Origin of the sequence: Corallococcus interemptor (genome assembly GCF_003668875.1) — a bacterium.
Taxonomy (GTDB): Bacteria; Myxococcota; Myxococcia; order Myxococcales; family Myxococcaceae; genus Corallococcus; species Corallococcus interemptor.
Genome location: NZ_RAWM01000166.1, coordinates 1 through 17,443, shown reverse-complemented (window position 1 = coordinate 17,443; position 17,443 = coordinate 1). Strand labels below are relative to the sequence as shown.

General features: G+C 70.4%; 14 protein-coding genes. 9 read left to right on the top strand and 5 right to left on the bottom strand.

What is annotated here, in order from left to right; all coding sequences use genetic code 11:
• The 8 genes from D7X96_RS35280 to D7X96_RS40565 form a co-directional block, all read left to right on the top strand.
• On the top strand, nucleotides 1-774 hold a 774-nt coding region (locus D7X96_RS35280; protein ID WP_121771722.1), incomplete at its 5' end, for a biosynthetic peptidoglycan transglycosylase.
• 184 nt (nucleotides 775-958) lie between these two features.
• Entirely contained in the window at nucleotides 959-2,335 is a 1,377-nt protein-coding gene (locus tag D7X96_RS35275) for a bifunctional lysylphosphatidylglycerol flippase/synthetase MprF (protein WP_167510917.1), read from the top strand.
• A 156-nt stretch (nucleotides 2,336-2,491) separates the two neighbouring features.
• Nucleotides 2,492-3,286: an alpha/beta fold hydrolase gene (locus D7X96_RS35270; protein WP_121723863.1), complete on the top strand. Its 795-nt coding sequence runs from the start codon at nucleotides 2,492-2,494 to the stop codon at nucleotides 3,284-3,286.
• A 6-nt stretch (nucleotides 3,287-3,292) separates the two neighbouring features.
• Nucleotides 3,293-5,299 carry a PAS domain-containing hybrid sensor histidine kinase/response regulator gene (locus tag D7X96_RS35265; protein WP_121771721.1) on the top strand — a complete coding sequence of 669 codons (2,007 nt, stop codon included), beginning with the start codon at nucleotides 3,293-3,295 and terminating at the stop codon, nucleotides 5,297-5,299.
• 89 nt (nucleotides 5,300-5,388) lie between these two features.
• Entirely contained in the window at nucleotides 5,389-7,293 is a 1,905-nt protein-coding gene (locus D7X96_RS35260) for a cation:proton antiporter (RefSeq protein ID WP_121723865.1), read from the top strand.
• A gap of 92 nt (nucleotides 7,294-7,385) precedes the next feature.
• The gene (locus D7X96_RS35255) at nucleotides 7,386-8,696 is read left to right on the top strand and encodes a cytochrome-c peroxidase (RefSeq protein WP_121723866.1); all 1,311 of its coding nucleotides are present in this window, start codon (nucleotides 7,386-7,388) and stop codon (nucleotides 8,694-8,696) included.
• 12 nt (nucleotides 8,697-8,708) lie between these two features.
• A complete protein-coding gene (locus D7X96_RS35250) occupies nucleotides 8,709-9,827 on the top strand; it encodes a metallophosphoesterase family protein (RefSeq protein WP_120552061.1) in 1,119 nt (372 codons plus the stop codon).
• A gap of 23 nt (nucleotides 9,828-9,850) precedes the next feature.
• Complete coding sequence (locus D7X96_RS40565) at nucleotides 9,851-10,669, top strand: c-type cytochrome (protein ID WP_199747013.1); 819 nt, start codon at nucleotides 9,851-9,853, stop codon at nucleotides 10,667-10,669.
• Between the two features lie 39 nt (nucleotides 10,670-10,708).
• On the opposite strand, the gene D7X96_RS35240 is transcribed toward D7X96_RS40565, so the two are convergent.
• Nucleotides 10,709-10,903, bottom strand: a complete 195-nt coding sequence (locus D7X96_RS35240) for a hypothetical protein (RefSeq protein WP_121723867.1) — start codon at nucleotides 10,901-10,903, stop codon at nucleotides 10,709-10,711.
• Between the two features lie 48 nt (nucleotides 10,904-10,951).
• Nucleotides 10,952-11,161 (bottom strand): hypothetical protein, encoded by a 210-nt coding sequence (locus tag D7X96_RS35235; protein ID WP_120552059.1) that lies wholly within the window; start codon nucleotides 11,159-11,161, stop codon nucleotides 10,952-10,954.
• A gap of 349 nt (nucleotides 11,162-11,510) precedes the next feature.
• Between D7X96_RS35235 and D7X96_RS35230 the strand changes: the two genes are divergently transcribed.
• Nucleotides 11,511-13,847: a hypothetical protein gene (locus D7X96_RS35230; protein WP_121771720.1), complete on the top strand. Its 2,337-nt coding sequence runs from the start codon at nucleotides 11,511-11,513 to the stop codon at nucleotides 13,845-13,847.
• A 42-nt stretch (nucleotides 13,848-13,889) separates the two neighbouring features.
• Here the strand turns inward: D7X96_RS35230 and D7X96_RS35225 are convergent, their stop codons facing one another.
• The 3 genes from D7X96_RS35225 to D7X96_RS35215 form a co-directional block, all read right to left on the bottom strand.
• Nucleotides 13,890-14,924, bottom strand: coding sequence for a rod shape-determining protein (locus D7X96_RS35225; RefSeq protein ID WP_014400170.1), 1,035 nt, complete (start codon nucleotides 14,922-14,924; stop codon nucleotides 13,890-13,892).
• Nucleotides 14,925-15,141: 217 nt separating this feature from the next.
• Nucleotides 15,142-15,861: a glycosyltransferase family 2 protein gene (locus D7X96_RS35220; protein WP_120552057.1), complete on the bottom strand. Its 720-nt coding sequence runs from the start codon at nucleotides 15,859-15,861 to the stop codon at nucleotides 15,142-15,144.
• 56 nt (nucleotides 15,862-15,917) lie between these two features.
• Nucleotides 15,918-17,384 carry a pyridoxal phosphate-dependent decarboxylase family protein gene (locus D7X96_RS35215; protein ID WP_121771719.1) on the bottom strand — a complete coding sequence of 489 codons (1,467 nt, stop codon included), beginning with the start codon at nucleotides 17,382-17,384 and terminating at the stop codon, nucleotides 15,918-15,920.
• Nucleotides 17,385-17,443: the final 59 nt, after the last annotated feature.

The window sequence follows — 17,443 nt, the reverse complement described above, 5'->3', positions numbered from 1 at the left end:
GTGGGGGGCGTGCTGGTGGGGGTGCTGGGAATCTCGGTGCTCACGTTCGCCGGGCTGCCGGACGCGGAGGCGCTGGTGAAGGAGAACCCGAAGACGACGGCGCTCATCGAGCAGCGCGCGAGCGAGGCGCGCGAGGCCGGACGCAAGCCGCGCCGCAAGCAGCAGTGGGTGCCGCTGTCGGCGGTGTCCAAGCCCGCGGTGGACGCGGTGCTCCTCTCCGAGGACGCGAGCTTCTACCTGCACGACGGCGTGGACACGGTGGAGCTGGCGCGCGCGGTGGGGCAGTCGGTGGAGGCGGGGAAGCTGGGGCGCGGGGCGTCCACGCTGACGCAGCAACTGGCGAAGAACCTCTGGCTGTCCACGGACAGGAGCCTGGTGCGCAAGCTCAAGGAGCTGGTGCTGGCGCACCGGCTGGAGGAGGCGCTGACGAAGCAGCGCATCCTGACGCTGTACCTCAACGTGGTGGAGTGGGGGAACGGCGTGTATGGGATTGAGGCCGGAGCGCGCGACCACTTCGGCGTGTCCGCGTCGCAGCTCTCCGTGGCGCAGGGCGCGGTGCTCGCCGCGATGCTGCCGTCTCCGCGAAAGCGCTCGCCCTCCAGCGGTTCCCGCGCGCTGTGGAAGCACGCGCACCGCGTGGTGGACTCACTCAAGACGTACAAGCGCATCAGCGCGGCGCAGGCGGAGTCCGCGCACGCGGAGGTGGACCGGCTGCTCGGCCGGGCCCCGGCGGACGACGGCGGCGGGGACGACGCGGACGACGACGGGACCTGAGCGGTACTGCAAGCCGGGCCACCCAAGGCAGGTCCGCCCCCTGGGGGCCCGGCTTCCGGCCCTGATATCCCCATCAAGGACGGACGTCCTCCTGTTGTGCGTGGGAGCGCCCGGAGTGGCTCTCCCACCGGGCGGCTTTGGCTGGCGGGGCTGCCCCGTGGGACGTAGTTTGAGTGCAAACCCCATGGCCGATTCCCTCCAGGACACCGCAGGCGACCCGCGCGAGCGGGTGCTGGCGTTGCTCAAGCATCACGGCTGGAACGCGACGTCCTTCCAGGTGCTGCAGCCGGGCTTCGAGTACTGGTTCCCGCCGGAGGGGGACGGCTGCATCGCCTACGTGGACACGGGCGGCGCGTGGGTGGCGGGAGGCGGCCCCATCGCCTCGCAGGAGCGCGTGCGCGACGTGGTGGAGGGCTTCCACCGGGCGGCCCGGAGCGCGGGCAAGCGCGTGAACTTCTTCGCCACGGAGTCGCGCTTCTCCCAGCTGGTCCCGTTCGAGGAGCTGCCCATCGGCGAGCAGCCGGTGTGGGACCCGTCGAAGTGGGACGCGGTGGTGAAGGGCAGCCGCAGCCTGCGCGAACAGCTGCGCCGCGCGCGCTCCCACGGCGTGCGCGTGCGCGAGGTGCCCGCGGAGGTGATGGAGACCGAAGGCCACCCGCTGCGAGCGGCGGTGGAGGTGCTGGCCGAGCACTGGCTCGCGTCGCGCCGCATGGCGACCATGGGCTTCCTGGTGGGGCTTGCCCCCGGGGCCTTCGCCCGCGAGCGCCGCGCCTTCGTGGCGGAGGTGGAGGGCCGCGTGGTGGGCTTCCTGTCGGTGACGCCGGTGTACGCGCGCGAAGGCTGGTTCCTCCAGGACCTGCTGCGCGAACCCACCGCGCCCAACGGCACGGCGGAGACGCTGGTGGACGCGGCGATGCGCGCCGCGGTGCTGAACGGGCGGAAGTACGTGACGCTGGGCCTGGCGCCGCTCGCGGGGCCGGTGCGGCCGTGGCTGCGCTTCGCGCGCAAGGCAGGCCGTCCGCTGTTCGACTTCGAGGGCCTGCGCTCGTTCAAGGCGAAGTTCCGCCCGGATTCATGGGTGACGCTCTACCTGTCCCATCCGAAGGACGAGCCCGCGCCGTGGGCCATCTACGACGCGCTCCGGGCCTTCGCGCGGGGAAGCCTGGTGAAGTTCGGGCTCGTGACGCTGCTGCGCCGGCCGCGCCTGTTCGTGCGTGCGCTGACGGCGCTGCTGGTGCCGTGGACGGTGCTGCTCGCGCTGCCCATGAGCGCGCACTGGTTCCCCTCGCCGTGGGTACAGCACGGCTGGGTGGCATTCGACGTGGCGCTCATCGCGGGTCTGTTGTTGCTCTTGCGCCGCTGGCGCGACGGGCTGGCCACGCTGCTGGGACGGCTCACCACGGCGGATGCCTGTCTGACCCTGGTCCAGGCACTCGCCTTCAACGCCGCGAGGGCGCGAGGCCCGTGGGACTGGGGCATCATCATCGCGTCGGTGCTCGCTCCGGCCACGGCGTCCGCCATGCTGCTGCGCTCACGCGACCTGCGTGTCCCAGAGCCCTGAGACGCTCAGGCGATGAATGCTGTCAGGGCTGGACTCTTCCCTCAGGAAAGAATTGATCCAATCAGTAGGGACCCCCTCACTGATTCATGGGTTGACTGTCCATCCCCATGAACCTAGGGCTGACCTGAAGCCTTCTTCCGCAGCGGAGAGACCCACATGAACGTCCTCGTCCGGAACAACGTCAAGGTGAAGGGGCAGGGCGCGCAGCCCATGGTGTTCTCCCACGGCTTCGGCTGTGACCAGAACATGTGGCGGTTCGTCGCGCCCGCGTTCGAGCAGGACTACCGCACCGTGCTCTTCGACCACGTGGGGGCTGGCGGCTCGGAGGTCGCGGCCTATGACCGCAACCGGTACGGCACGTTGGAGGGATACGCCGATGACGTCCTGGAGCTCTGTCACGCGCTGCGGCTCGAACAGGTGGTCTTCGTCGGTCACTCGGTGAGTGCGATGGTGGGCGTGCTGGCGGCCATCAAGGAGCCGGAGCGCTTCGCCAGGCTCGTGCTCATTGGCCCCTCGCCCTGCTACATCAACGACGGCGAGTATGTCGGAGGCTTCTCTCGCGAGGACATCCTGCAGTTGCTGGAGTCGCTCGACGACAACTACCTGGGCTGGTCCAGCACCATGGCGCCCGTCATCATGGGCAACCCGGACCGGCCGGAGCTGGGCGCGGAGCTCACCAACAGCTTCTGCCGCATGGATCCCGACATCGCGAAGCAGTTCGCGCGGGTGACCTTCCTCTCCGACCACCGGGCCGAGCTTCCGAAGGTCCAGACGCCTTCCCTCGTGCTCCAGTGCTCGAACGACGTCATCGCGGGGGAGGCGGTGGGGGAGTACGTGTGCCGGCAGCTGCCCGCGGGCCAGATGGTCCTCCTCAAGGCGACCGGCCACTGCCCGAACCTGAGCGCTCCCGAAGAGACAATCGCGGCGATGAAGCCCTTCCTGGGCTCCTGAAAGGGAATGATGGAAGGCCGCGCCGACACGGAGCCGGAGAAAGAACCTTCCGAGGACTCGGCGGAGGAGCTGTATGAGAATGCTCCGTGCGGCTACCTCTCCACCAGCCCGGATGGACGCATCCTCAAGGTCAACCAGACCTTCCTGACCTGGACGGGCCATTCCAGGGAGGCCCTGCTCGGCGGCAAGCGGTTCTGGGAGCTGCTCACGGTCGCGGGCCGCATCTTCCACGAGACCCACTACGCGCCCCTGCTCCAGATGCAGGGCTTCGTCCAGGAGCTCTCGCTGGACATCGTCTGTGCCGACGGTCGTCCGCTGCCCGCGCTGATCAACTCCGTGCAGAAGCGGGACGCGCTCGGACGGCCCCGCTTCGTCCGGACGACGCTCTTCAACATGACGGAGCGCAAGCGCTACGAGCGCGAGCTGCTGATGGCCCGCCGCAAGGCGGAACAGCTGGCCCAGTCCAAGTCGGCGCTGCTCGCGACCCTCAGCCATGAGATCCGCAACCCCCTCAACGCCATCACCGCCGCCACGCGGCTCCTGGGGATGACGACGCTTTCCGACAAGCAGTCGAAGTACCTGCGCATCCTCGGCTCCGCGTCCGGCAACCTGCTCGCGCTGGTCAACGACATCCTGGACTGGAGCAAGATTGAAGCGGGCAAGCTCTCGCTGGAGCAGCGCGAGTTCTCCCTCCGGGAGCTGCTGGGCGACATCCTGAACGGCCAGGCCGCCCGGGCCGAGGAGAAGCGGCTGCGGCTCCAGATGGAGATCGACGAGCGGGTCCCTGCCGGCCTCTTGGGAGACCCGGTCAAGCTCGGGCAGATCCTCACGAACCTCGTGAGCAACGCCCTCAAGTTCACGGAGAAGGGCGGGGTCACGGTGAGCGTGGCCCTCCGGTCCCGGGACGGCGATGCGTGTGACCTCGCCTTCCAGGTGCGCGACACGGGCATCGGGATTCCACCGGACCGGCTGGCCGCCATCTTCGAGGAGTACACCCAGGCGAACTACGACATCGGGATGAAGTACGGCGGGACGGGGCTGGGCCTCTCCATCAGCCGGAAGCTGGTGGCGCTGCATGGCAGCAAGATGGTCGTGGAGAGCGAGGTCGGACGGGGGACGTGCTTCTCCTTCGACCTGCGCTTGAAGGCCGTGGCGGAGGGCGCCGCCGCCGGCACGGCTCCCAGCAGCGCGGCGTCCCCACAGGCCCTGCGGGGCCTGAAGGTGCTCGTGGTGGAGGACAACGAGGTCAACACCTACGTGCTGGCCCGTTGGTTCGAGCACTGGGGCGTGTCGTTCGACGCCGTCAGGAACGGGCGCGAGGCGGTGGAGCGCCTCCGCCAGGGGAGCTACGAGCTGGTCCTCATGGACCTGCACATGCCGGTGCTGGATGGATACGACGCGTTGAAGGTCATCCGGCGGCTCCCGGACGAACGGCTCCGCCAGATTCCCATCATCGCCATCTCGGCCTCCACGCGGGTCTGGGAGGAGAGCCAGGTCCTGTCCGCGGGGTTCACGGACTTCATCGGCAAGCCCTTCGACGAGGCCGTCCTGTTCAGGAAGATGGCCCGGTGCACTTCCCGCGAGGTGCCGGAGGCGCCCGCGCAGCCGCCGGAAGCGGCCCCTCGTGCCCCCGGGGCCGCCGCGGACGCCCTGGTCCTGGCGCCGGACTTCAGCTTCACGAAGCTGCGGCAGTGGGGGGCGGGAGATCCGCAGGCGAGCGCGGCGCTGGCCCGCTCCTCCGCCCAGGCGCTGGAGCAGGCCCGGCTGACGCTCACGGCGGCGCTCAAGAAGGGCGCCCCCGACGAGTACGAGCGCGCGTTCGAGTCCATCACGGGGCCCCTGCACCTCCTCGAAGCGCACGGGCTCGCGGCGGCCCTCCGCCGTGCGCGGGCACTGCTCGCCGGCACCGCCCCGGACGCCACGCGGCTCCAGGCCGCCGTGTTCGCCATCGACTGGGAGGTGGAGAGCCTCGTCGGAGCACTCGTCACCCTCGCGAGCGAAGCCGCCCCCTGACCCGGCAGGGACTCCGTCTCCCGGCCAACCCTCGGCCCGGAGCGCCGGTCCACGCCGCATGCGAGCGGCTACGGTGCGCGGCCGCATCCATGGCCTCTCCCGCACTCGCCAATCCCTCCCTGACGCTGGGCCTGTCCCTGGTGGCCGGCATCCTCGCGCAGCTGCTGGCCCGGCACCTGAGCGTGCCCGGCATCGTCGTGCTCCTGTCCGCGGGCGTGCTCTTGGGCCCGGAAGCCCTGGGACTCATCCAGCCCGCGTCGCTGGGGCCCGCGCTCCAGACCGTCGTCGGCTTCTCCGTGTCCGTCATCCTCTTTGAAGGCGCCATGAGCCTGGACGTGCGCAAGCTGCGCCGCGAGGCCCGCTCCATCCAGCGGCTCGTCACCCTGGGCGCGGCCATCACCGCCGTGGGTGGCACGCTCGCCGCCCGCGCGCTCATGGGCTGGGATTGGAAGGTGTCCGCCCTGTTCGGCACCCTGGTCATGGTGACCGGCCCCACCGTCATCACGCCGCTGTTGCGCCGCGTGCGCGTCACCCACCGCGTCGCCACCGTGCTGGAGGCCGAGGGCATCTTCGTGGACGCCGTGGGCGCCATCATCGCCGTGGTCGCGCTGGACATGGCGCTGCACGCGGAAGAGGGGCCGTGGCTGCTGGTGAGCGCGCTGGGCTCGCGCTGGGGCGTGGGGCTCGCCGTGGGCGCCCTCACCGGCCTCCTCATCACCGTGGGGCTGCGCAAGGCCTCCTGGGTGCCGGAGGACATGACCAACGTCTTCACCCTGGCCCTGGTGCTGGGCGCCTTCCAGGTGAGCAACGCGCTCGCGCCGGAGAGCGGCGTGCTGGCCGCCATCGCCGCGGGGCTCGTCGTGGGCAACGGCAAGGTGCCCGCCCGCCGGGAGGTGCTCGCCTTCAAGGAACAGCTCACCCTGATGCTCCTGGGCATGCTCTTCATCCTGCTGGCCGCGGACATGCGGCTGTCCCAGGTGACGGCGCTGGGCTGGCGGGGCCTCCTCACCGTGCTCGTCCTGATGCTCGTGGTGCGGCCGGTGGCCGTCGCCGCGTCCACCGCCGGCTCCGGCCTGTCCCGCAACGAGAAGGCCTTCATCGCGTGGCTGGGCCCGCGCGGCATCGTCGCCGCCGCCGTGGCGTCGCTGTTCGCCACGCGCCTGGGCGCCCAGGGCGTGCAGGAGGGCCAGGCCCTGCGCGCGCTGGTGTTCCTGGTCATCGGCGTGACGGTGGTGGTGCAGGGGCTGTCCGGCGGCGTCGTGGCGGGGCTGCTGGGCGTTCGCCGCGTGGTGCCCCGGGGCTACGTCCTCCTGGGCGCCAACGCGCTCGCGCGGCAGGTGGCGCACGCGCTCCAGGCGCGCGACGAGGCCGTGCTGCTGGTGGACTCCAGTGACGCCACGCTCAAGCGCGCACAGCAGGAGGGCTTCCGCGTCCTCTTCGGCAACGGGCTGGAGGAGCGCACGCTCCTGCGCGCGGAGCCCGAAGGGCGCCAGGGCTTCGTGGGCCTCACCCACAACGAGGGCGTCAACCTCCTCTTCGCCGAGCGCGTGCGCGCCCTCCAGCGCACCGCCCGCAGCTACACCGCCCTGCACCGGCGCCACGTCGGCGTGTCCACCGACACCGTGAGCGCCACGGGCGGCCATGTCCTCTTCGGCGCGGAGCGCGACCTGGACGTCTGGGTGACGCGCTGTGAACAGGGCGCCGTGTCCCGCGAGTCCTGGCGCCTGGAGGCCCCGCAGGTGGAGAACATCGTCCCTCCCGCCACCGGCAACCTGGAGGAGGCGCTCGTCCCGCTCGTGCTGGAGCGCGAGACGGGCACCGTCCTCTTCGACGAGTCCACCGTCCCCGTGGCCGGAGACCGCGTGGATTTCCTCGTCGCGCACGGGCGGAAAGATGAAGCCCACGCGTGGCTTTCCGCTCACGGCTGGCGGCCCGTGACGTCTGACGTTCCAATCCCAGACACTCTCCCTCCCCTGGGACGGAGAGACCGTTGAATGGTTCGCGTGGGTTGCATGAAATGCCCGGACCGGCCTCGGGCCCGAGCGGATGTCCCGCGGCGGCTCCAGAGAACGGGCAGGAGGCGTTCATGCGGCTGCCTTCGGGCGTCGTCACGATGCTCGCCGTGGTGCTCAACACCGGCGTGGGACTGGCAGCACCTCCCCCTTCACCCCCCGCGAACGCGACACCGCCGAAGCTGCCGCCGGGCGTCTCCGCGACGCTGTGGCGGCTCTCGGTGCCCAAGGGCCTGGAGCCCACGCCCGAGCGGGTGGCCCTGGGCGAGAAGCTCTTCCGCGACAAGCGCCTGTCGGTGGACAACACCGTGTCCTGCATGACGTGCCATGAGCCGGAGCTGGGCTTCACGGACGGCAAGCCGCTGTCGGAGGGCGTCAAGGGGCAGAAGGTGACGCGCAACAGCCCCACCGTCCTCAACGCCCTCTTCAACGCCACCCAGTTCTGGGACGGCCGCGCGGGCACGCTGGAGGACCAGGCGAAGCTGCCCATCCTCAACCCGCGCGAGATGGGCATGCCGGACCCGGACACCGTCGTGAAGAAGGTGCGCGGCATCCCGGAGTACGTCACCGACTTCCAGAAGGTCTTCGGCCGCGAGCCCAACTTCGACGACCTGGCGGTGGCCATCGCCGCGTTCGAACGGATGCAGTTCTCCGGCGACGCGCGCTTCGACCGGTTCATCGCGGGAGACGGCAAGGCGCTCAGCGCGAGCGAGAAGAACGGCTGGGCGCTCTTCAACGGCAAGGCGCGCTGCAACTCCTGTCACGCGGGCAACGCAGTGTCCCCGCTGTTCAGCGACCAGAAGTTCCACAACATCGGCGTCGCCGCGCACAAGCAGGACTTCGTCACCCTGGCGCGCAAGGGCGTGCAGGTGGTGCGCACCGGTGACGAGAAGCAGATTGACGAGCTGGCGCTCAACTCGGAGTTCTCCGAGCTGGGCCGCTTCCTCGTCACCAAGCAGGAGAACGACGTGGGCTCGTTCAAGACGCCCACCCTGCGCAACGTGGGCATCACCGGCCCGTACATGCACGACGGGTCGCTCACCACGCTGTGGGACGTGATGGACCACTACAACAAGGGCGGCGTGGCCAATCCCTATCTGGACGGGGGGATGCAGCGGCTGGGGCTCACGGAGCCTGAAATCGACGACCTGGTGGCGTTCCTCTTCACGCTCACGGACACGAAGTTCGACAAGCTCAACAAGGAGCAGCTGGCGAAGCAGCGCGCCCGGAAGAACACCCGGCCGGAGCGGGACACCGCCATCGCCATGGGCAAGAAGGGCAACCTGGGCGACCTGGCCCCGAACCCGAACCTGACCGAGAAGAACCCGGCCGACCTGGGCTTCTACGGCGACGTCACCCCGGTGACGACCACCCAGCGGAAGTAGTGGAGGCGCGCCATGGCCAACAAGTTCCAGAGCATCGAGACGAAGCACTACGCCGAGCGCGACGCCTTCTTCGAGGGCCTCAAGAAGCTGGACCGCCGCGCCTTCATGCGCGTCGCCGGCATCTCCGCTGGCATCGTTGCGGGCATGGGCAAGCTCACGCCCAACAGCTTCCAGCTGGTCAACGTGGCGGAGGCGCAGGGGGAGAAGCCGAAGTTCTCCTTCGCGTACATCTCCGACACGCACCTGTACGAGAACAAGCTCAACGACCGCTTCGTGCGCGCCATCCTCAAGGCCGTGGACGACGTGAACGCGCTGGACCCCCAGCCGGACTTCGTCCTCTTCGGCGGCGACCTCGCCCAGCTGGGCCAGGCGGGTGAGCTCAAGCTGGGCGCTCAAATCCTCAAGTCCGTGAAGGCCCCCATCAAGATGATGGTGGGCGAGCACGACTGGTTCCTGGACATGGGCGAGCTGTGGAAGGACCTCTTCGGCGCGCCCAACTACTCCTTCGACCACAAGGGCGTGCACTTCGTGGTGCTCAACTCCATCCACGAGAAGGACTTCTGGACGGAGCGGAAGCTCTCCCCCATGGAGCGCATGAAGATCGTCGCGGGCCTCGACAACGGCATCCAGTCCCGCTTCGAAGTGGGCGCCGAGCAGCGCCAGTGGCTCCAGAACGACCTGGCCAAGGTCGCGAAGACGACGCCGGTCATCGTCTTCAGCCACTCGCCGCTCTACAAGTACTACAAGCCCTGGAACTTCTGGACCGACGACGCGGACGAGGTGCAGGCCATCCTCAAGCCGTACGAGAAGGTCACGGTCATCCACGGCCACACGCACCAGTTGCTCAGCAACCGCATTGGCAACATCTCCTTCCACGGGATGCTGTCCACCGCGTGGCCGTGGCCGTACGCGCCGGAAGGCCTGCCGTCGCTCACGGTGCCCATGAACCGCGCGGATCCGTTCAGCCAGTTCGACGGCTGCGGCGACGGGCGCATGGACGTGCTCGAGTCGGGGCTCGTGGACAAGCTCTACAACCTCTGGCAGCGCGACCCCATCACCGTGCGCTCCGCCTACCTGGGCTCCGGGGGCAAGCAGTCCGCGCCCCCCAAGCCCAAGCTGCCCACCTACTAGGACCGGAAGAGGAAATCCCTCCCATGAACCTGCGAATGAAGCTGCTCGTGGTCCCGTGCGCGGCCCTGTCCTTCGCCGGCGGCGTGGCGCTCGCCACGTCTCCGGAGACGAAGGCGGAGCCGCTGCCCAAGCACGTGCTGCCGGCGTCCAAGGACGGCAACCTGGTGCTGGGCCTGTGCGACGGTGAGACGTCCATGGAAGTGCCCGGCGTGAAGGACGGCCAGAAGCTCACGCGAGCCCAGGCCATCACCGCCACCGCGCAGTTGATGGACGACTGGCGCAAGAAGAACCCGAACGCGAACTGGGACGACGTGCCCGGCCCGGTGCTGGCGCAGGCCACGCCTCCGGCCGCGAAGAAGTCCCCGCCGCCCGCGCCCCAGCCCAACCCCGGCGCGAAGCCGGCGGGCAACGACGTGCGCCAGGGCGGCGTGGGCGCGCAGACGGGCGCCAGCGCGGTGCCCCAGCAGCAGAAGGCGAACCTCCAGACGGGCCACACCTACGGCGCGTACTCCGAGCGCGACGAGCAGGTCTGGGCGGCCTCCGTGCAGGAGACGGTGAAGGAGGGCCACCGCGTGTTCCACGACGCGGAGGCGCTGGGCGGCACGGTGGGCGTGTCGTGCGACATGTGCCATCCGGACGGCGCCAACACCCACCCGGAGACCTACCCGAAGTACCAGGTGCAGCTGGGCCGCACGGCGCTGCTGCGCGACATGATCAACTGGTGCATCGAGAACCCGGTGCGCGGCAAGCCGCTGGCGGACGGCGACCCGAAGATGCGCGCGATGGAGGCGTACATCTACGCGCAGCGCAAGGGCGTGAAGCTGGAGTACGGCAAGCACTGAGGTCCGGACAGGCCCTGGGTTTCCGGGCGCTGCTGGCGCTCAGGAGCCCAGGGAGAGGTCCAGGGCCACGTAGGCAGCGCAGAACGGATACGCGAGCAGCAGGCTGTAGGTGATCTGCAGCGGCGTCAGGCGCCGCCGGTCGATGACGCCCCCAGAGGGGCCGCGAGCATCCCGGCGGCGCAGGTACGCCCCCAGCGCGAAGGACACGGCGCCTGACACGACCCAAGCGTTCATGGGGAGAGCATCAAGCGCGCTCGGACCGGGACGCAAGGCAGGCTGCCGTCACATCCGGCTGATGAGGAAGCGCACAATCAGGAACAGCGCCATCGCATAGGCGTACCCCAGCAGGACGCGGCCGGCGATGCGCTGCGGCGTCGGCTTGTGAGGCCCGGCATCGGCTGGGGGCGCGCGGCGCTGGTCACGCATCACGAGGAAGCGTCCCACCCCGAGCGCGGCGATGACGGAGATGATCACGATGTCGAAGGCGTCCATGGGGCGGGAGCTTCGGCCCGGGACCTGACAGGATTCAAGACAAGGAACGCGTCTCCCCCACCCGCGACGCGTTGCAAGAACCCATCCGACAGATTCCCGGCAGATGGACGGAGCGCCACCCCCGGCAGCGACCGGCCAAAAACCTGTCCGACAGTCGGACAGGTTTTTCTTGGCCGGGCGGGGAGGGCGCTCGGACGGTGGTGGTCCTGGTGCCGGGAGTTCGGCGGGGTCTTGTCTTCTCCTCTGGACGACAGCCTTTGGGGCCGAAGGCCTACGAGGGTGCTTCGGGCCGGGATTTCAGGCGCGGGGTCTTGCCTTCCCCCCGGCCGCGCCCGGTTGAATGCGGGCCATGTCCCTCATCCCTGTCACGGACCCCAGCGGCCTGCTGGAGCGCGCGCCGCGTCTGACGGAGCTCCTTCCGGATGCCGCGCTGTCGGAGGCGCTTTCTCGCGGGGATGCGTGGGCGGTGCATGCGGCGCTCTCCCGCCGGTTGGAGCACGAGCCTCCGGGCCCCACCCGGCAACTGCTCGCGGCGCTGGTGGCGGACCGGGGCGCCTTCGTCATCGCGGCCCGTCCACCAGCCACGTCCTCCATGCTGGGCACGGGCGTCCGGTGGAAGGGGACGCCTCCTCGCGGCGCCGCCCCAGGCACGCCCTTCGTCGCCGAGCGCACCGTGACGGTGCTGGGCGTGCCGGTGTGGCCCCTGGAGGGCTACCTCGTGCGCTCGGATGGCAAGGCTTCGCTCCAGGTCATCGGTCAGGTGCCGCCATCGCCCGGCAGGTCGCGCCGCCGCGCGACGACCCTGGCCAGCGTGGCGCTGGGGCTCTGCGCCGTGGCGGGGTTTGGCGCGATGTGGCTGGACGCGCGCAGCATGCGCGCCGTGACCGTCGTCAATGGGCTGTCGCGCCCCGTGGACGTGCGCATCGGTGACGAGCACTGGGTGGTGGCGCCCGGAACGCAGGAACAGGGCCGCGTGAAGCAGGGAAGCGGCCTGCTCCGCGCGGTGACCACCTGGCCCGGCCAGACGCCCGTCATCGAGGAGGTGTGGCTGCCGGCCGACGGCGAGCGCATCCTCTACAACGTGAAGGGCGCGGCGATGCTGGAGGCCGTCTCCTCCGAGGACACCTCCGCGCGCCCGCGCTCCAGGTCCCTGCCGGAGAGCGCCACGGTGCTCCAGCCGGGCGAACAGCTCACCGTCCAGGCCGCGAACTGGGAGTCCGCCGCGCGCGCCTTCGCGGAAGCGGGGCGCTGGGAGGCCGCGGGCCGCGTGGCCTCCGCCGTCGCGCAGGTCGAGCCGCGGAATGCCCTGGCGCGGGAGATGGCCGCGCGCGCCGTCCTCATGCTGGACTCGCAGGCGCCGGCGAACCTCCCGGATGCCCTGCGCTGGCGGGACACGCGCGGCTACGCGGCCATGCTGATGCACACCTGGCAGGAGGACCCGGCCGCGCAATCCCTGGCACTGGCGCTGATGCGCCACATTGGCGAAGGCGACACGGCCCGCGCCCGCTACTCCGAGCACGCGCAACAACATCCAGGCTCCCCCCTGGCGGCCCTCTACCTCCAGCGCTCGATCCCGCCACCCCTGGGGACCGGGGAGGCCGTCACCGCCTATCAGTCGCTGGCGGAGCGCTTCCCCAACTCGCCCGAGGTCCGCCGCGCGTGGCTGGAGGCGCGGTGGCGCTTCGAACTGGAAGGCTCCCAGGACTGGAGTGACATCGAGCGCCAGGACTTCGTCGTCGAGACGTCGAGGCTGCTGAAGGCACTCGAGGAGAAGCATCCACCGGACACCCTGGAGGCGCTGGAGCTGGACGTGCGCATCCTCCTGCGCGCGCAGCTGCGTGACGCGGCCACGACCGTGGTGCGCCGCTACGGCGAGGACGCGCGCCAGCGGAGCTGGGACTTCCTGGTGCTGGCCGGCCGCACGGCCGCGGCCGCCGGCCCCGAGCATACGTCCTACGTGATGCGCGACTGGATCCCCACCGCCCTGGCGCGGCAGCCGGAGCGCGTGGCGCTGCTGGACCTGCTCACCGGCCAGCGGTTGCCCAGGGAGGAAGAGCTGACGGCCATGACGTCCCCCGTGGACCGCGCCGTGCTGCGCCTCACCCGCGACACGCTGCTGGACCCGAAGCGCGCGCTGGCGCAGGCCGTGAAGGAACCCGAGGCCGTGCTGTCCCGCCTGGACCCGGAGGTCTCCGCGCTGCTCGCCCTGGAGCTCACGCGGACAGGGGACGCGCGAGCGAAGAACCTCTTCAACGCGTCGCTGCCGCTGATGCTCGCGCGCGACCTCCTGCGCAAACACGCCGTGTCCACGCCCCGCAATGCCGGACCGGACCTCATCCGCCTGCCCCCGGGCCTGCGCGCCGCCGCCACCCTGGTCCACGCCCGGCGCGACGCGCAGGAGGGCTACCCCATCTTCACCCAGCGCCTGGACGGACTTGCCCGCATGGACGCGCTGGAGGGCTTCGCGGTCCGCGCCGCCGGCCCCTGGATGCGGCGCGCGTTCGACGCCTGCATGGACACGAAGGCCGTTCTCACCCCGCCCCCGGGCATGCTCTTGAGAGGCGCCGTCGTGGAGGCGCAGGCTCGCCAGGAGGACCGCCGCCCGAACTGCGAGGCGCGCATCGTCACGCCCACCCGGCTGCCGCTGCCCCGGGCCGCCCGGAACGCGAACGGCGCCGACCCCTGAGAAGGGTCCGGCGCCGTCACGGTGCAGCGGGGGAGGGGAACCTCAGCCCGGCTGGCAGACCTGGCGGAGGATGTCCAGGGACTCCAGCGCCTTGCCCGCGCCAATCACCACGGCGGACAGCGGGTCCTCCGCGAGGAACACCGGCAGGCCCGTCTCCTCGCGCAGCAGCGTGTCCAGGTTCTTGAGCAGCGCGCCGCCACCGGCCAGCACGATGCCCCTGTCGGCGATGTCACCGGCCAGCTCCGGCGGCGTGCGCTCCAGCGTGAGCTTCACCGCTTCCACGATGCCGTTGACGGGCTCCGCGAGCGCGTCGCGCACCTCGTCGCTGGACACCGTCAGCGTGCGCGGCACGCCGGCCACCAGGTCGCGACCCTTGATCTCCATGGTCATGACCTCGTCCGTCGGGTACGCCGTGCCGATGCCCATCTTGATGAGCTCCGCCGTGCGCTCACCGATGAGCAGGTTGTACTTGCGCTTGACGTACTGGATGATCGCCTCGTCCAGCTTGTCGCCGCCAATGCGCACGGACTTGGCGAACACGATGCCCGCGAGGCTGATGACCGCGACGTCGGACGTGCCACCGCCGATGTCCACAATCATGTTGCCGCTGGGCTCCGTCACCGGCAGGCCCGCGCCAATCGCCGCGGCCATGGGCTGCTCGATGAGGTAGACCTCGCGCGCGCCCGCGTTGGCGGCCGCCTCGCGCACCGCGCGGCGCTCCACCTCCGTGATGCCGGACGGGATGCCGATGATGATGCGCGGGTTCACCAGCGTCTTGCGGTTGTGCGCGCTCTGGATGAAGTAGCGCAGCATCGCGGCGGTGATTTCGAAGTCGGCGATGACGCCGTCCTTCATGGGCCGGATGGCCACGATGTTGCCCGGCGTCCTGCCGAGCATCTCCTTGGCCTCCTTGCCCACGGCGAGCACCTTCTTGCCGCCGCGCGAGTCCTGCTGCACCGCCACGACGGAGGGCTCGTTGGACACGATGCCCTGGCCGCGGATGTAGATGAGCGTGTTCGCCGTACCCAGGTCGATGGCGAGGTCGCGCGAAAACAGGGTGTGGAGCCAGTCGAACATACGGGGACGGAAACTTTCGGAAGGGCCGGAAAACTCCCCGCCCTTCAGACGGAGTGCGTTGTCGAAACTACTACGCGCCGCAATACGGAGGAAGAAAAGCCAGAACCCTGCTGAGGGCGCCGCTCGCTGGACAACCAACCGCACCCACCGGTCTGTTCCCTTGTCCGCATTCGAAACGCGCTCCCCCGGGCAGCGGCCGGGCGGACGTCCAGGCCGCTCAGCGCTTCAGCGAGTACTTCGCGATGGCGTAGAGGGCGCGAACGCCGTCCTTCCAGCCAATCTTCTTGCCCTCCTCGTAGGTGCGCCCGTGGTAGCTGATGGGCACCTCGAAGACGCGCCAGTTGCCGCGCGCCACCTTGGCGGTGATTTCGGGCTCGAAGCCGAACCGGTCCTCCTCCACCGTCACCGAGCGCAGGACCTCCGTGCGGAAGGCCTTGTAGCAGGTCTCCATGTCGGTGAGGTTCAGGCCGCTCGTCATGTTGGAGAGCATGGTGAGCGTGTTGTTGAGGACGGTGTGCCAGTAGTACAGCACCCGGCGCGGCGACCCGATGAAGCGGCTGCCGAAGACGACGTCCGCATCGCCGTCGAGGATGGGCTGGATGACCCGCGGGATGTCCTTGGGGTCGTATTCCAGGTCCGCGTCCTGGACGAGGATGATGTCCCCCGTGGCCTCGGCGAAGCCCCGGCGCAGCGCGGCCCCCTTGCCCTGGTTCTGCTCCTGGAAGAGCACCCGGATTTCGTTCCGGTTCTTCGGCGTGCCCCCGAGGATGTCCAGCCCCTGTTCGGCCAGCTGCCGCAGGAATTCGCGGCTGCCGTCCTTGGAGCAGTCGTCCACCAGGACGAGCTCCTTGGGGAAGTCCACGGCGGTGCAGCGGCGGAGGATTTCCGCCAGGGTGGGAATCTCGTTGTAGACGGGAATGACGAGCGAGACGAGCATGGCGGCCCCGCCCTATCGCATTTCCCCCGCCAGGGCGACTCCCTTGCTCACAAAATTCAGGCCCCGGCCGCCCCCCGGAGCGCGTCCAGCAGGGCCTCCAGGTCCGCGTCCCCGGTGAGCGGGTGGATGAGGGTTGTCCTCAGGTACACCCCCCGGGGCAGCCGCGTCTGCACCAGGTAGAAACTTCCACGGGAGACCAACGCCTCGCGCAGGCGGACCTGGAGCGCGTCCCAGCCCTCCGGCGGGACGTGCGCGGGGGTGTGGCGGAAGCAGACGATGTTGCAGTCGGGCTCCAGGGCCAGCTCGAAGTCCGGCGCGGCGGTGAGCATGCGCGCGAAGCGGCGGGCCTGGTCGTAGGAGGCGGTGACGGCCTCCTCGAAGACGCGCGTGCCCAGGACGGACAGGCACGCGTAGACCTTGAGGGGCATCATCTCCTTGGTGCACTCCAGCGTGCGCAGGGCCACGTCGCTGTAGGGGCGCGAGTCCTCGCCGTCGCCGTGGAAGAGGTAGTGGGCCTCCTGGGAGAAGGCGTCGAAGGAGCGCGCGCCGTCGCGAAAGAGCACCGCCGTCACCAGCGCGGGCATGAGCAGCCCCTTGTGCGCGTCCCACACCACGGAGTCCGCCCGCTCAATCCCCTTCACCTGCGCGCGGTACTTCGGGCTGAGCGCCGCGGCGGCCCCGTGCGCGCCGTCCACGTGGAACCACAGGCCGTGCTTTTCGGCGAAGTCCGCCACGGGCTCCAGCGGGTCGAAGGCGCCGGTGGCGGTGGAGCCCGCGCTGGCCGCCACGGCGATGGCCTTCCGGCCTGCGCATTGGGCCCGCTCCAGCGCGTCCTCCAGGGCGTCCGGCCGGACCCGGAAGTGGTCATCCACGTCCACCGGGGTGAGGCCGCCCTCGCCCCAGCCCATGATGCGGACCGACCGGGCCAGGCAGTAGTGGGCGGAGCGGGGGACCAGCACCGTCAGGGGCGGGCCCGCGTGCGCGCCGCCATTCCACGCGTCATAGCCGGCCTTCGCCTGGCGCGCGGCGAGCAGGGCGGTGAGGTTGCCCGCGCTGCCGCCGGAGGTGAGCACGCCCCGGGTGGTGGAGGGCATGCCCAGCGTCCCGGCCATCCACGCGAGCACGTGGTGCTCCATCGCGGTGGCGACGGGGCCCATCTCGTACACGGCCATGCCGTTGTTGAGCAGCGACGACACGGCGTCGCACAGCGCGGCCAGGGGCACGGGCGCCGTCACCTGGTGGCCCACGTAGCGCGGGTGGTGCAGGTGGTGCGAGCCCTCCAGCACGCGCGTCATCAGCGCCGCGAAGGCGGAGGCCACCTCCGGCGCCGGCTCCTGGGGGAAGACCGTGGCGAAGCGCTCCTGGTTCACCGCCGGCGGGGCCCAGGGCAGCACGGGCATCGAGCCCCCACCGAGCGCGGCCTTCAGGTAGTCCGCGAGCTGATCCATCAGGGCGTGGGCGGTGGCCCGGAAGGCCTCCGGTTCATAGGCGGCGCGCAGCGGCGGGAAGACGGGGGTCGTCATGGCCCGCGCAAGCTAACGGGGACGCGGCCCGGGGGCGCGGGGAAACCCAGGGGCCGGTC